We start from the raw sequence: 15,412 nt of genomic DNA, 5'->3' as shown, positions 1-15,412 counted from the left end.
CGATTACTGTACCGTTTCGTCTTCGATGCCAAGTTCCTGTTTAATCCAGTCATATCCTTCTGCTTCGAGGCGCTGCGCCAGTTCCGGTCCACCGGACTTAACGACACGGCCTTGCATCATAACATGAACATGGTCAGGCGTGATGTAATCAAGCAGACGCTGGTAATGAGTAATAATCAGGCAGCCAAAGCTCTCATCGCGCATTTGGTTAATCCCTTTTGAAACAACTTTCAAAGCATCAATATCAAGACCGGAGTCAATTTCATCGAGAATCGCGATTTTCGGTTTAATTGTCATCAATTGAAGAATTTCATTGCGTTTTTTCTCACCGCCGGAGAAACCTTCGTTTAAATAACGCTGTGCCATATCTTGATCCATTTCAAGCACATCCATGTTGCTATCCATCTGACGAATAAATTTCATCAATGAAATTTCATCGCCTTCTTCGCGTCGCGCATTCACAGCTGAGCGAAGGAATTCGGCATTCGTTACTCCTGTAATTTCGCTCGGGTATTGCATGCCTAGGAATAGACCCGCACGTGCGCGCTCATCTACTTCCATTTCAAGAACGTCTTCACCGTCTAGCGTAATCGTTCCTTGTGTAACTTCATATTTAGGATGACCCATAATCGCAGATGAAAGAGTAGATTTACCCGTTCCATTCGGTCCCATAACCGCGTGGAATTCTCCGCCTTTAATTTCTAGGTTCACACCTTTTAAAATTTCTTTCCCGTCAATTGAGACGTGAAGATCTTTAACTGTTAACGTTGATTGTGACATGATTTACCCTCCGTATTCATCGGCTTTAATAACCGATTGTTTCTATTCTCATTTTATTCTCATTACAATCTTATAACAAATCGCATTTATATTCAACAGTTGATATTGCTTATAAATAGTATTCTCAAATAAATTGAAAAAAACCGGCTTTTTACACCGGCTTCTCTCCATGTGGTTATGATAAGTGATTGGTAAGTTTGCTGTTAAAATCGGCAACGATGCGTCTGCTTGTAAGATATTCTTCTTCACGCTGCTGCTCGACGTCAATTCTCACTTCATGCTTCTGACTGTACACTGCGTAGCCTACGCCGTGGGATGCATGCATTGCTTTTTCCATGCCTTCTGTGTACTTCATATTCAGTGAGTTACTAATAGGGAATCAATCCTTTTCGTTTTTTTGGGAGGCATGCTCCGCTCATTTATATGAGCAAAAAGTGATCTAGCTTAGAGTAATTCCACTCCGCACCAAATGTTCCTCCGGTATTCATAATAGCAGTGTGCAGGTAAGACACGCAAAAGCCGTGAGCCCGGCTCAGTCTCTCTCACATGTTGTGAGGTCCAGCATACTCTTCTATATTTCCTCATTCGCAAAATATAAACGATATCCTCTTGAATTCACAATTATTTGAAAATTTAGCATAAAAAACGCCTGACTCACAGCCAGGCGTTTCTAACGTTTTATTTGTTGACCGGTACGAATGCCCCGCCCCACTCTTCCAACATAAAGTCTTCAATTTCTTGAGAGTGAAGAACATCAACAAGTGCTTTAATTTTTTCTTTGTCTTCATCGCCGGCACGTACAGCGATAATATTTGCGTATGGTGAGTCTTTTCCTTCAAGAGCAATTGCATCTTCGAGTGGGTTCAAGCCGGCATCTACCGCATAGTTTGAGTTAATCATGACGGCATCACCTTCATCGTTATTATAAATTTGTGGAAGCAAAGCAGGTTCATAATCATAGTCGAATTTCAAATTCTTTTTGTTTTCAGCAATATCATCGAGTGTGGCTGATTCTTTCACGACACCGTCTTTCAATGTAATTAATCCTGCTTCTTCAAAAAGGGCCAAAAGACGTCCATGATCCGCAACAGATGAACTTAAAATAATTTTCGCTCCATCTGGAAGTTCTTTTAAACTTTTGTATTTTTTCGAATAAACGCCAATAGGTTCAACATGGATACCCCCAGCGTTCACAAAATCATAGCCATGTTCTTTTTTTTGAGCTTCAAGGTAAGGTACGTGTTGGAAGTAGTTCGCATCCACTTCTCCTTCATCTAACACTTTATTCGGCAAAACGTAGTCTTGAAATGTTTCTACTTCAAGTGTATATCCTTTTTCCTTTAATGCAGCTTTTGCCTCTTCTAAAATAGCTGTATGAGGTACGGGACTTGCCGCTACAACAATTGTTTTGTCCTCTTCTGATGTACCAGAATCTGCTTTTTCTTTATCTGTTGATTCTTCCCCACCTCCGCATGCTGCCAAAGCAAGCACGATCGCGGCTGTTAAAAACCCGAGAAGCCATTTTTTCATCATGTCATTCCTCCTGAAAATATTTTATCTTATCGTTTATCCAGTTTTCGTGTGAACGTGTCCCCGATAAACTGAATGATAAACACAATAATGAGTATAACGATTGTCGCCATCAGTGTCACATCATTACGGCTGCGCTGAAATCCGTCTAAAAAGGCGAGATTTCCTAGTCCTCCTGCCCCAATGACACCCGCCATCGCTGTGTAACCCACAAGGGCAATCGCTGTGACGGTGAGTCCTGAAACGAGTGCTGGCAACGATTCTGGGATGAGCACTTTTCGAATAATCGTACTTGTGGATGCCCCCATTGCTCTTGCCGCTTCAATCACACCTTTATCAATTTCACGCAGCGCAATTTCAACCATACGTGCATAAAATGGGGCCGCTCCGATAATAAGTGCCGGCAACGCCGCATTTTCACCGATAATCGTGCCGATAATCGCTTTCGTAAACGGAATGAGCAGGACGATTAAAATGATAAATGGAATTGAGCGGAAGACATTGACAATAACCGCCGTGATGCCATAGACCGCTTTATTTTCCCACAGCTGTCCTTTCGATGTTAAAAAGAGCAATAAGCCGAGCAAAAGGCCGAGAACGAATGTGATAACGACAGAAATACTCGTCATATAAAGCGTCTGAAGTGTCGCTTCCCACATTTTTTCCCAGTCTACATTTGGAAACCATTGTTCAATCATACGTAATAACCTCCGAATCTACTTGCTGCGCATCTAAAAACGCCACTGCTTTGTCGACTTCAGAAGCATTACCGGTTAAATGAACGAACAATGTTCCGTATGCACCATTTTGCGTCTGCGAAATTTTCCCTTGCAAAATGTTGATCGCGACATCAAAGCGTCGAATAATTTCTGTAATGACCGGCTGTTCAGCCGATACACCGACGAACGTTAATTTAACAATTTTCCCATCTGGGTGTGCTTCTACTAAATGACGGATTGTTTCTTTCGACTCTTCCGGCTCCGTCACCTGCTGGACAAATCGTTTTGTAATTAACTGTTCAGGGCGGCGGAATACATCAAGCACCGGGCCCATTTCAACGATTTTACCCGCTTCCATTACCGCAACACGATGACAAATTTTGCGGATAACGTGCATTTCATGTGTAATAAGCACGATTGTCAGCCCGAGGCGTTCATTAATATCGACGAGTAATTCTAAGATGGAATCCGTCGTCTGTGGGTCAAGCGCCGATGTTGCTTCATCACATAATAATACTTTCGGGTTATTTGCGAGTGCCCGAGCGATACCTACACGCTGCTTCTGGCCGCCTGACAATTGCGAAGGATAGGAGTCTCCGCGTCCATCAAGACCGACAAGCTCGATCAATTCATTCACACGTTTGTCCCGTTCCGCTTTTGGCGCGCCCGCAATTTCAAGCGGAAACGCAATATTTTCGCGCACTGTGCGAGACCAAAGTAAATTGAAGTGTTGAAAAATCATACCGATTTCTTGGCGCGCTTTCCGTAATTCGCTGCCTTTAATTTTTGATACCGTCCGCCCTGCAACGGTTACAGATCCTTCCGTCGGTGTCTCAAGGCCGTTCAACATGCGGATAAGCGTACTTTTACCTGCGCCGCTATAGCCGATCATACCGAAAATCTCGCCTTCTAAAATGGAAAGATTTATATCGTCAACGGCCGTAACCGGGCCATTTTTTGTTTGAAATATTTTCTTTGCCTGTTCAATTAAAATCATGTTGTTAACTCCTTTTCACAAAAAAAGCCTGTCTGCGGATAATAACAGAAAGGCAGTGCGTAAAGTTCCCTTTCTCTCATCTCTCGAAGCACATTGCTTTGTGTGATTTGGCACCTTTTCTAAAAAAGATGGTTGCCGGGCTTCATCGGGCACATCCCTCAGCCTCTCTTGATAAGAGTTATTATGAATATGAATGGATTCTACCACCGGAATGACAGTTATGTCAACAGCAAAAATGTATATTTTTTACAATTTTATCCTATTTGAAAATGAGACATCATTTCTTCATATATATAGGGAACCGACTGAAAAGCGTAAATTTTCTTTTTAAGTTTTCCTTCTGACATTAAAAGCAAACAAGGAACGCTTTCAATCGCAAATTCGCGGGCAATGTCTTCATGATAATTTAAATTAACCCGCTCAAGCGGCAAATCAATGTTCATCGCTTCAACAATATCAAGCATTCTGCCGGCCACTTGGCATGTGCCGCACATCGGCGTGTACACATATAAAGCCGCTTTGGGGGCGGCTATAAAATCGTAAATTGATTGAATTGTTTTCATTGTTATGGCAATCCTTCTTTCTCTAAAAACTCCCCGCGTACATCGATATTCGCCGCCATTAAAACAGACGCAAGATCGCGATAAGGGACAGAAGCGACTTCTTTATATTTACGGTCAATATAGAGATGACGGGCATTAGGCAACTCACGTTTAAACTGACGGCGCAGCTTTTCACCCGATGCATCTGCATCGACTAAAATGTACACATCCCGCTCGAACAATTCATCTACAAGTTCATCTAGACGCGATATGCCAATCGTCCCATTCGTACAAATGATGTCTACCGGTTCTTTCACAATTTCAGCCACTCGTTTACGATCGGATAACCCTTCGACGATAATTGCTTTTTCCAGAATCATCACCATCACCCCGCTGCACGTTGTTAACTCTATTTTCACTTGTTTCCGGGAAAAAAGCAAAGTAAAAAAGACCGGCAATGGACCGGCCCGTCAATTACTCTTCTTTTACTCTTTCTTCGTACTGCGCTGCTGTCATCAATTTGTCAATTTGTGACGCATCAGACGGCTCAATTAAAATCATCCATGCTTTATCGTAAGCAGATTCATTTACGAACTCAGGACTGTCTTCAAGTTCTTCGTTGATTTCAATAACTTTTCCGCTGATCGGTGCGTACAACTCTGAAACTGTTTTAACGGATTCTACGCTTCCGAACGGCTCGTCAGCCTTAATTTCATCACCAACAGCTGGCAGCTCAACAAATACAATATCACCTAGTTCAGATTGCGCAAAATCAGTAATGCCGATGCGCACGTTCCCGTCTTCTTGTTTCACCCATTCATGTTCTTCAGAATAACGCAGCTCTTTAGGCACATTCATTTGTTTATACCTCCAGATTAAAATAAGTATACTCTACTCTACACTTTACTGATTCATCAGACAGAATGCAAGATCATCACTGCCACTTCGCATTATATTCATCTTCTTTAAAGCCAACCGTTACCGTTTCATCGCCAATCGCGAGTGGACGTTTGATCAGCATGCCGTCTGACGCAAGAATATGAAGTAGTTCGTCATCAGATGCAGAGGCTACTTTATCCTTCAATCCAAGCTCACGGTATTTTTGCCCGCTTGTATTGAAAAATTTCTTCAGTGGTAGTCCGCTTTTTTCATATGCCCGTTTCAACTCTTCTTTTGAAGGCGGTGCTTCGACAATATGAATCGCTTCGTACGTAACACCTTTCTCATCAAGCCACTTTTTCGCATTGCGACACGTTCCGCATTTCGGATACCAATAAAATTTCATATTTTTCACCTCGACTAAATGAAGTTCGACAACTTTTGCAAAAACCCTTTGACAATCTAAAAAAAGAAGCATACCTTATATATATTCAAATAATCAAATATATAGATATTAAGAGGGTGATTCATATGCATCAATGGTTTTTTACCGGCAGATATAAACCGTACTCCCTACAAACATTTCAAAAAGATCTTTTATCAGGGCTCGTTGTCGGGATTATTGCTATTCCTTTAGGGATGGCGTTTGCGATTGCATCAGGTGTGAATCCTGAATACGGCATTTATACGACCATCGTCGCCGGCATCCTTATTTCATTGTTCGGCGGCTCCCGCTTTCAAATTGGCGGACCGACTGGTGCCTTTATCCCTATTTTATTCAGCATCGTCATGACATACGGGTTTGAAAATTTATTAATTGCCGGTTTTTTAGCTGGGATTCTTTTATTCTTAATGGGTCTCTTTAAATTAGGCGCGCTCATTACCTTTATCCCACGTCCGGTCACAATCGGCTTCACATCTGGGATCGCCATTATTATCTTCACCGGGCAAATTCCGAATTTTCTCGGTTTGACTGGCGTCGAAAAACACGAGGCGTTCATTGATAATATGAAAGAAGCCGTACTAAATATTCATACTGTGAACGGATATAGCATCCTAACAGCTGTTATTTGTTTACTAACCGTCATTTATACACCAAAGGTATTTCCGAAAATACCGGGACCACTCATTGCCCTTGTTTTTTCCACATTGCTGGCCACGTTTCTATATCCAGGTGAAGTGGCTACTATTGGTTCGACATATGGCAACATTTCCGGCACACTTCCTCGATTTCATATGCCAGAGATCACGTTTGAAAAGATGCAGCAAATGATTCGACCTGCTTTTGTCATTGCGATCCTCGGTGCCATTGAGTCGCTTTTATCGGCTGTCGTGGCAGATGGGATGACAAATAGCAAACACAATAGCAACAGGGAATTGGTTGGACAAGGCATTGCCAACATGGTGACGCCTTTGTTCGGCGGTATCCCGGCGACAGGCGCCATTGCGAGAACAGCAACCAATATTAAAAATGGGGCTGTTTCACCCGTGTCCGGTATTATGCACGGACTCGTTGTTTTAATCATTTTATTGCTTTTCGCGCCATACGCATCAAAAATTCCATTAGCAAGCATGGCACCTATTTTAATGATCGTAGCTTGGAATATGAGTGAGCGGCACGTTTTTATTCATTTAGTCAAAACGAAAACAGAAGATTCACTCGTATTAGTCGTCACGTTTTTATTAACCGTCTTTATGGATTTAACCGTTGCGGTCGAAGTCGGTCTGCTTCTCACTGTCGTCATCTTTACGAAACGAATGAGTGATACAATGATGGTAGAAAAAGCGTTGCCTAATCCTCTCGACAAACATGAGAAAGTGGCAAGCCATGTCGTGACCGATTCGCACGATTGCCCGCAAATTAGTATATACAATATCGAAGGACCGCTTTTTTTTGGAGCAGCGCAAACGTTTCAGCAATCGATCATGAAGACCGTCAATTATAAACCAGAGGTGCTGCTGCTTCGAATGGGAAAAGTGCCTTTTATGGATACGACCGGAGAAGCGCACCTATCCAGTATTGTCAAAAGCTTTTCAAAACATAGAACAGTTTTCATATCCGGATTAAATCCTCAGCCTGAAAGCGTATTAAAGAAAACAGGCTTATACGAATCGATGGGTGAAGATCATTTTTTCACTCATACAGGTGACGCGATCAACGCCGCTCTGTTACATTTAAATAAAGATAAATGCCTCGGCTGCCGACATTTTGCCTTTAGAGAGTGTGAAGCCTTTTCTAAGGGACAACAACCTATTTGTGAGAAGGAGGAAATAAAGATTGAATCTTGATATGCAACAATTTAAAGCGGATTTTTTTAAAGCACTTGCTCATCCATTGAGGATTAAAATTCTTGAGCTGCTAGCTGAAGGTGATAAAAGCGTCAATGAACTTCAAAGCCTCGCTGGCAGTGAAGGTTCCACTGTTTCTCAACAGTTGACCATTTTGCGCGGAAAAAACATTGTGACAGGCACAAAAGATGGAACCCGAGTCATTTATTCGCTTCGTGATCCAATGATTGTTGAACTGCTATCTGTTGCGAAGCAGATTTTTAACAATCACCTTGTTGATACAATTTCGATGCTTGATCAGATGAAAGAATGAAAAGACAGCCCAAATGATACCTGGCTGTCTTTTCTCATGTTAGACGACATATTTCAACGCATCGCTTAATTTGTCTGCCGCTTCCCTTTTTTTGGCGATGACGTTAACTGGCGTGTGGCGGCCTAGTTTTCGTAAAGCCGACATCATGATACGCAAGCTGTCGCCAGACTCGATCGCAACAAGTGTTTCTTTTGCGTGCGCTTCAATTTCGTTAAATGCTTCCTGGCAGAAAATTTGCGTATACAATACTTTCTGGTTGCTTTTCTTTTCGCCAAACTTTTCAATCGCTTTCTCTGTACGAAGGACGGCTGATTCCATTGCGTACACTAAGTTTACGAGGTCGGCGATGTTGACGAGCACTTCTTGTTCAACTTCGAGCGCTTTGCCATATTTTTGAACGGCTAATCCTGCCGCAAGAAGCGCTATTTTCTTCGCATTTTTCACGAGCATTTTTTCCTGTGCAAGCACCGTGTCACCCACCTCTTCCGGCATAAGCATCATCAGCTCATCTTGCAGCGCCTGTGCTTTTTCAAACAATGGAAGCTCACCCTTGAACGCTTTTTTCACAAATGTACCCGGCACAAGCAAGCGGTTAATTTCATTGGTTCCTTCAAAAATACGGTTAATGCGTGAATCGCGGTACATTCTTGAAATTTCGTATTCTTCCATAAAGCCGTAGCCGCCATGAATTTGGACCCCTTCATCCACAACGTAATCGAGCACTTCCGTTCCGAAAAATTTACAAAGTGAACACTCAATCGCATATTCGGCAATCGACAATGCAACCTTCTTTCCGTCTTTTCGTTCTTCTTCAGACAATGCGCCCATCTGCTCTTCAAAGTAGCCAACAGTACGGTAAATGGCGCTTTCTGCTGCATATACTTTTGAAGACATCGTACCAAACTTTTCTTTTATTAAATTAAAATTCGCGATTTTCGTTTTAAACTGCTGGCGTTCGTTTGCGTATTTCAATGAAATATCGAGCGCCCGCTTCGCACTTCCGACCGTGCCGACGCCTAATTTATAACGGCCAATGTTCAAAATATTAAACGCAATCACATGACCACGGCCTGCTTCGCCCAGCAAATTTCCCACTGGCACCTCAGCATCGGACAAAATGAGTGTCCGCGTTGATGAACTTTTAATGCCCATTTTTTCTTCTTCCGCACCAGTAGATACGCCTGGGTAGCCTTTCTCTACAATAAACGCTGAAAATTGTTCTCCATTAATTTTCGCGTATACGATGAACACATCCGCAAATGCAGAGTTTGTAATCCATTGTTTTTCTCCGTTTAACACGTAATGCGTTCCCGCTTCATTCAAACGAGCAGTCGTTTTCGCACCGAGCGCATCTGAGCCGGAACCAGGCTCTGTCAATGCATACGCCGCGAATCGTTTTCCCATAGCCAGGTCCGGCAAATACGTCTGCCTCTGTTCTTCATTTCCAAATAACACAATCGGCAGTGTACCAATGCCGACGTGCGCCCCGTGTGAAAGGGAAAAACCGCCAGCGACCGCCATTTTTTCAGCAATAAGCGCAGAACTCACTTTATCAAGATTCAATCCGCCATATTCTTCCGGCACATCTGCAGCAAGCAGTCCAAGTTCGCCTGCTTCTTGCAATAGTTTCACAGATCGGTCAAATTCATGCTTCTCGAGATAGGGCAATTCCGGCAAAACGCTGCCTGATACAAAGTCTTCCGTCATTTTCGCAATCATTTTCTGTTCATCCGAAAAATCTTCCGGTGTAAAAATCGAGTGATACGCCACTTCTTCTATTAAAAAGGAACCGCCTCTTGCTGCCATGATTCACTTCCCCCTTTGTTACATCATTTCAAAGACGCCAGCAGCTCCCATTCCCCCACCGATACACATCGTCACGACCCCGAACTGCTTGTTGCGCCGTTTCAATTCATGAAGAAGCGATAACGTCAATTTTGTCCCTGTACAGCCAAGCGGATGACCGAGTGCGATCGCCCCTCCGTTTACGTTGACAATGTCTTCATTCAGCCCGAGTTCGCGGATGACTTGGATTGACTGTGATGCAAAGGCTTCGTTCAACTCAAACAAATCAATGTGTGATAATTCAAGCCCCGCCAGTTGCAGCGCTTTTGGCATGGCGACGACCGGGCCTACGCCCATCACTTCCGGCGGTACCCCTCCGACCGCAAAAGAGCGCAACTTGGCGATGGGCTTCAAACCGAGCGACTCTGCTTTTTCTCGCTCCATCACGAGGACCGCTGCGGCACCGTCTGACGTTTGCGACGCATTGCCCGCTGTCACGGTTCCAGCCAAAGAAAACGCCGGCCGTAATTTCGCCAATATATCAACCGTCGTTCCATGTCGTACCCCTTCATCCATAGAAAACAAGACATGTTCTTCTGTCAATTTATGATTCGCATCGACATGTCTATTTGTCACATCAACCGGTACAATTTCATTCACAAATTTTCCCGCTGCAATCGCACGTTCTGCCCGTTCATGACTACGTACCGCAAACGCGTCCTGATCTTCGCGCGAAATGCTATATTTTTTCGCCACTTCTTCCGCCGTATGCCCCATCGACATGTAATAGCCTGGCATACTTTCTGCAATCCGCACGTTCGGACGAGCGACGTGGCCCATCATTGGAACTAGACTCATTGATTCCGCTCCCCCGGCGATAATCGTGTCCGCGTGGCCGATCATAATCCGTTCTGCCGCATACGCAATCGACTGTAAGCCAGATGAGCAGTACCGATTGATCGTAATGGCCGGCACGTCATGTGAAAGTCCAGCGAGAGCGCCAATGTTTCGTGCCATGTTCATACCTTGCTCTGCTTCTGGCATCGCACATCCGATAATGAGATCGTCAATGTTCCCTTCGTAGTTTCCCGCTCGTCTCAACGTTTCTTTTACAACGAGCGCGCCGAGATCATCCGGACGCGTGTAACGGAGTGTCCCTTTTTTTGCCCGGCCGACAGGTGTGCGTGCACCAGCGACAATAACCGCTTCCTTCATTTCTTTTCTCCCCTTTAATTCCGAAGTGGTTTCCCTTTAACGAGCATATGCTGCATGCGTTGCTGCGTTTTCGGCATGGTGACAAGCTGTAAAAACGCTTCCCTCTCCAAATCAAGTAAATACTGTTCATCCACTTCCGATCCGAACGGTACATTGCCCCCTGCAATGACCCAGGCGAGCTTTTTGGCAATCGTTAAATCATGATCGGAAATAAAGCCAGATGCATGCATCGATTGGGCGCCGAGCAATAACATCGCATAACCCGTTTCACCTGTGACCGGTACTTTTTTGCGGATCGGCGCTGTGTAGCCCTTTTCATATAAACAGATCGCTGTCTGTTTAGCATCATATAAAAGATGATCACTGTTTATGCTAATACCATCTGCCCGGTACAAATAGTTGTTTTCACGCGCTTCTAATGCGGACGTTGACACTTTCGCCATCGCAATCGTTTCAAATACATTGTTCGCGACCGCCTGTAAATCGACCGTTACACCTGTTGGCATTTGTTCAAGGTGGCGAATATACAGTTCTTTATTGCCGCCTCCGCCTGGGATAAGACCGACACCCGTTTCCACGAGCCCCATATATGTTTCCATCGATGCTTGAATGTGCGCAGCTGGTAAACATACTTCTGTTCCGCCGCCGAGCACCATCGCAAACGGTGCGGCGACGACCGGTTTTGTGCTGTATTTTATTTTCATCATCGCCTGCTGGAACCCTTTGACGACCATGTCAATTTCCCAAATATCCTCATCTCCGGCAGCCATTAAAATCATCGCGAGATTCGCACCGACACAGAAATTTTTTCCTTGATTCCCAATCACGAGACCTTTATACTTTTTCTCAACTTCCTCAACAGCATCATTGATCATGTGTATGATGTCCATGCCGATCGCGTTGTTCGGTGATGTAAATTCTAAAAGCGCCACACCGTCACCTATGTCGATCAAGCTTGCCCCGCTGTTTTGTTTAATGACTTTCCCTTCTTTTTTCAGTTGTTTTAAATCAATCACTTTTGCCTGTTGATCAATCGGTTTATACGATTTTGTTGCAGGATCGTAATAGTGACCGTCTTGATAAAAATGGCCCGGCATATCTTTTACCCAGCCCGGAATAACGCGTCCTTCTGATTCCATTTTTTGAAGGGCCTCCCGGACACCGAGATGATCCCAAATTTCAAATGGTCCTTCGTTCCAGCCAAATCCCCATTTCATTGCCCGGTCAATCGAGACGATATTATCCGCAATTTTACCGGTTAACCCGGCAGAATAGAGAAGCATTGGGGCAAGCATCTTCCAAATAAACTGGCCAGCTTCGTCATTTGCATAAGCAAGCGTTTTCCATTTTGCTGACCCTTTTTGTTGTTTCGCCACTTTTATTGAATCCGCTTTCATTTTTTTGCGTTCTATATAGTCCATTGAATTTGGATCTAATTCGAGAATCGTCTGCCCATCCTTTTTAAAAAAGCCCTGCCCAGCTTTTGCCCCGATCCAGCCGTTGTCCCGCATTTGGAGGAGCACATCCGGTACGTCAAAGACCGCTTTTTCTTCACCGTCTACTTGATCATATACATTTTTCGCCACATGAATGAATGTATCGAGTCCGACGACATCCAGCGTCCGGAATGTGGCACTTTTCGGACGGCCGATGAGTGGTCCTGTGATGGAATCGACTTCACCTGGAGACAACTTCATTTCATTCATGATGTGCATCGTGTTAAGCAATCCATACGTGCCGATCCGATTGGCGATAAAGTTTGGTGTATCTTTCGCGAGCACGACACCTTTTCCAAGAACATCTTCACCGAACATTTTCATATAGTCGACGACTTCTGGTAACGTATGTGACGTCGGAATAAGTTCAAGCAGCTTTAAATAGCGCGGTGGATTGAAAAAGTGCGTGCCGAGAAAATGCTTTTTGAAATCATCGCTCCGGCCTTCTTTCATCGCTTCAACAGAAATGCCTGATGTGTTGGAAGAAATAATACTGCCTGGCTTTCGATAACTGTCTACTGCTTCAAACACCGTCTTCTTGACGTCCAAATTTTCTAGAACCACTTCAATAATCCAGTCTGCTTCCGCTAATTGCTTAAGATCATCTTCTAAATTACCAGCTGTTATAAGAGCTGCGTTCTGTTTAGACACAAGTGGTGCTGGCTTTTGTTTGAATAACTTTTGGATAGCGCTTTCAGAAAGAACATTTCGGTTTTCAGCATTTTCCGGGACGACATCCAGTAAAATAGAGGGAATACCAACGTTCGCCAAATGCGCAGCGATGCCCGAACCCATCACGCCAGACCCGATAACCGCTGCTTTTTGAATGTGCTGAACCACGTTCACGTCCTCCTTTGAATGAATATTCATTCATTTATTCTCCTTCACTATACCGTATCTTTTTTTAATTTTCAACTGTCTCTTTCTAAAAAATACGGGTAAACTGAGTAGTAGATGAGAGGAGTGTGTTCGGCCATGAGAGAAAAAGCGGTGCAGCTTATCGTATTAATTAGCGTTGTTGCGCTCATCTATTTTGGACTCCGTTACTTTTCCAATGAATTATCGGTCGCGTTTACGTATCTTGCGGGAATCATTTCGATTTTCGTCGTATTTAATTTGCTTTTATTCGATTCACGCGGTACGAATTCAAAAGTGGCCTGGATTGCGATTGTACTCGTTTTTCCACTCGCAGGTGCGGTTGTCTATTCTGTATTCGGACGCGATCCCCGCAACCGGAGGCTTCCTAAATCTGTCCTTACAGAAACGACGAAGTTTATTACATCCATGCGGTTTCATGGAGAAAAATGGGATATATCCGCCATGCTTCCACAGGCGAAAAACATTCAAAATATGACCGGTTTTGAAGCACTTGCCGGCAATAAAGTTGATATTTTAACGAACGGCGATGAAACATTCCCTGCCATTTTAGATACAATCCGTCACGCGGAACATCACATTCATATTCAATATTATATTTTCCGGGAAGATGAAATTTCAGCAAACATACGTGATGCGCTTGTTGAACGGGCTGAAGCGAATGTACATGTCCGCTTTTTATATGATGGACTCGGTTCATCTGGATTATCCAAATCCTTTTTGAGCCCATTAAAAGAAGCGGGCGGCGAAGCATATGCTTTCGATCCGATCGCGTCGCCCTGGTTTACACGCACCGCGAATTTGCGCAATCACCGCAAAATGGTCGTTGTTGACGGACATACCGGTTTTACCGGTGGATTGAACGTCGGCGAAGAGTATCAAAGCAACACACCCCAATTTGAAGTGTGGCGTGATACACATTTGAGAATGAAAGGCCCTGCTGTACGCCAGCTGCAAGAATCGTTTATTACCGACTGGATTCATGCGACTAGCGCAAAAACGTCGTTGCTTGATGAATTAAAAGAAAAATTTCGATTTGATGCGTATTTTCCGTCCGAATCACATGAAGCGGATGAAATGGTGCAAACCGTGTATGGCGGGCCTTATAACGTAGAACGTGACGTACGCGATGCGATGATGGAAATGATTCAATCCGCAGAAAAGTCAATTTGGATTGCGTCTCCTTATTTCGTGCCGGACGATGAAGCACTCGCTGCTGTACGGTTCGCTGCCCGCAGTGGAAAAGATGTGCGCGTCATCGTGCCGGGCAAAGGCGACCGCGCGATTTCATTCTATGGCACGAATTCCTATTTTCAAGATTTATTAAGTGCCGGTGTCAAAGTATTTGCGTACCGCGATGATTCATTTATTCATTCAAAAGTGCTACTGATTGATGGAAAGCATGCCATTGTTGGCACCGCCAACTTTGATGTTCGCAGCTTCCGGCTCAATCATGAGCTTATGACCTTTTTATACAACCGGACGCCTGCTGTTGAAAAAGTCGAAGTCGATTTTTTGAAGGATTTTTCCGATTCCGTTCCGATCAGCCGGGAGCGGTATGAACACCGCACCTTCCCAAAACGAATTGGCGAATCACTTGCCCGGTTACTTTCACCCATTTTATAAAAATAGCCGCTTTCCATTTGACACGGAGGCGGCTTGTCTACTCGAAAAAGGATATTATTGACTCTTTCAAAAGAAAGTCATCCTTTCTGATCATTTATTTTACGTTATGACCACTCACTTAACTTTCTGATCAAAAAACCCAAAAAATAAGCGTATATACGACGAGCATCATGCCACCGATCAACCCTGCGATCATAATCACGGTCATCATTTCAGGCGGCAGTAATGGCTTGTCCGACTCTTCTTGTTCTGAACGCTCATCCATGTCTATTTCCTTTAATTGGTGCGCTTCCTGTTTTAAATAATTGTCTGGCGGCGTGTCATTCAGCAGCGTGTCAATGAGTGATTTTTCTTCTTCCATCTCA

16 protein-coding genes and 1 riboswitch are annotated in these 15,412 nt (G+C 44.0%); of the genes, 3 read left to right on the top strand and 13 right to left on the bottom strand.

Annotated features, from left to right (window positions below; translation table 11 throughout):
- Nucleotides 1–3 precede the first annotated feature (3 nt).
- From sufC to AWH49_RS01035, 9 genes are all read right to left on the bottom strand, one after another.
- Complete coding sequence (gene sufC / locus AWH49_RS01075; RefSeq protein WP_018394330.1) at nucleotides 4–780, bottom strand: Fe-S cluster assembly ATPase SufC; 777 nt, start codon at nucleotides 778–780, stop codon at nucleotides 4–6.
- 175 nt (nucleotides 781–955) lie between these two features.
- A complete protein-coding gene (locus AWH49_RS20250) occupies nucleotides 956–1,117 on the bottom strand; it encodes a YuzK family famiily protein (protein WP_169815959.1) in 162 nt (53 codons plus the stop codon).
- A gap of 341 nt (nucleotides 1,118–1,458) precedes the next feature.
- A complete protein-coding gene (locus tag AWH49_RS01065; RefSeq protein WP_034286857.1) occupies nucleotides 1,459–2,310 on the bottom strand; it encodes a MetQ/NlpA family ABC transporter substrate-binding protein in 852 nt (283 codons plus the stop codon).
- Between the two features lie 29 nt (nucleotides 2,311–2,339).
- Complete coding sequence (locus tag AWH49_RS01060; RefSeq protein ID WP_034286449.1) at nucleotides 2,340–3,008, bottom strand: methionine ABC transporter permease; 669 nt, start codon at nucleotides 3,006–3,008, stop codon at nucleotides 2,340–2,342.
- Entirely contained in the window at nucleotides 3,001–4,026 is a 1,026-nt protein-coding gene (locus AWH49_RS01055) for a methionine ABC transporter ATP-binding protein (protein WP_063964376.1), read from the bottom strand. The genes AWH49_RS01060 and AWH49_RS01055 overlap by 8 nt, the downstream gene beginning before the upstream one ends.
- A 73-nt stretch (nucleotides 4,027–4,099) precedes the next feature.
- A riboswitch (SAM riboswitch) is annotated at nucleotides 4,100–4,204 on the bottom strand.
- A 76-nt stretch (nucleotides 4,205–4,280) separates the two neighbouring features.
- Nucleotides 4,281–4,589 carry a thioredoxin family protein gene (locus AWH49_RS01050; RefSeq protein WP_063964375.1) on the bottom strand — a complete coding sequence of 103 codons (309 nt, stop codon included), beginning with the start codon at nucleotides 4,587–4,589 and terminating at the stop codon, nucleotides 4,281–4,283.
- Between the two features lie 2 nt (nucleotides 4,590–4,591).
- Nucleotides 4,592–4,948: a ribonuclease M5 gene (locus AWH49_RS01045; protein WP_211268369.1), complete on the bottom strand. Its 357-nt coding sequence runs from the start codon at nucleotides 4,946–4,948 to the stop codon at nucleotides 4,592–4,594.
- A 94-nt stretch (nucleotides 4,949–5,042) separates the two neighbouring features.
- Nucleotides 5,043–5,426, bottom strand: coding sequence for a glycine cleavage system protein GcvH (gcvH, locus tag AWH49_RS01040; RefSeq protein WP_063964374.1), 384 nt, complete (start codon nucleotides 5,424–5,426; stop codon nucleotides 5,043–5,045).
- Between the two features lie 76 nt (nucleotides 5,427–5,502).
- Entirely contained in the window at nucleotides 5,503–5,853 is a 351-nt protein-coding gene (locus tag AWH49_RS01035; RefSeq protein ID WP_034286452.1) for an arsenate reductase family protein, read from the bottom strand.
- A gap of 125 nt (nucleotides 5,854–5,978) precedes the next feature.
- Here AWH49_RS01035 and AWH49_RS01030 point away from each other — a divergent pair, with 125 nt between their 5' ends.
- Nucleotides 5,979–7,736 (top strand): SulP family inorganic anion transporter, encoded by a 1,758-nt coding sequence (locus AWH49_RS01030; RefSeq protein WP_063964373.1) that lies wholly within the window; start codon nucleotides 5,979–5,981, stop codon nucleotides 7,734–7,736.
- Complete coding sequence (locus AWH49_RS01025) at nucleotides 7,726–8,049, top strand: ArsR/SmtB family transcription factor (protein WP_018394340.1); 324 nt, start codon at nucleotides 7,726–7,728, stop codon at nucleotides 8,047–8,049. The genes AWH49_RS01030 and AWH49_RS01025 overlap by 11 nt, the downstream gene beginning before the upstream one ends.
- Before the next feature lie 39 nt (nucleotides 8,050–8,088).
- On the opposite strand, the gene AWH49_RS01020 is transcribed toward AWH49_RS01025, so the two are convergent.
- Genes AWH49_RS01020 through AWH49_RS01010 form a run of 3 tightly spaced genes read right to left on the bottom strand, consistent with a single transcriptional unit; the run spans nucleotide 8,089 to nucleotide 13,385 of the window.
- Entirely contained in the window at nucleotides 8,089–9,855 is a 1,767-nt protein-coding gene (locus AWH49_RS01020; RefSeq protein WP_063964372.1) for an acyl-CoA dehydrogenase family protein, read from the bottom strand.
- Between the two features lie 18 nt (nucleotides 9,856–9,873).
- Nucleotides 9,874–11,049: an acetyl-CoA C-acetyltransferase gene (locus AWH49_RS01015; RefSeq protein WP_063964371.1), complete on the bottom strand. Its 1,176-nt coding sequence runs from the start codon at nucleotides 11,047–11,049 to the stop codon at nucleotides 9,874–9,876.
- Nucleotides 11,050–11,063: 14 nt separating this feature from the next.
- A complete protein-coding gene (locus AWH49_RS01010) occupies nucleotides 11,064–13,385 on the bottom strand; it encodes a 3-hydroxyacyl-CoA dehydrogenase/enoyl-CoA hydratase family protein (RefSeq protein ID WP_094777128.1) in 2,322 nt (773 codons plus the stop codon).
- A gap of 150 nt (nucleotides 13,386–13,535) precedes the next feature.
- Here AWH49_RS01010 and cls point away from each other — a divergent pair, with 150 nt between their 5' ends.
- Nucleotides 13,536–15,047, top strand: coding sequence for a cardiolipin synthase (cls, locus tag AWH49_RS01005; RefSeq protein WP_425305689.1), 1,512 nt, complete (start codon nucleotides 13,536–13,538; stop codon nucleotides 15,045–15,047).
- A 130-nt stretch (nucleotides 15,048–15,177) separates the two neighbouring features.
- Here cls and AWH49_RS01000 read toward each other — a convergent pair whose 3' ends face one another.
- Entirely contained in the window at nucleotides 15,178–15,408 is a 231-nt protein-coding gene (locus tag AWH49_RS01000; protein ID WP_063964368.1) for a hypothetical protein, read from the bottom strand.
- Nucleotides 15,409–15,412: the final 4 nt, after the last annotated feature.

This window comes from Domibacillus aminovorans (genome assembly GCF_001643235.1).
Classification (GTDB): domain Bacteria; phylum Bacillota; class Bacilli; order Bacillales; family Domibacillaceae; genus Domibacillus; species Domibacillus aminovorans.
This window is presented reverse-complemented; position numbering and strand designations above follow the sequence as displayed.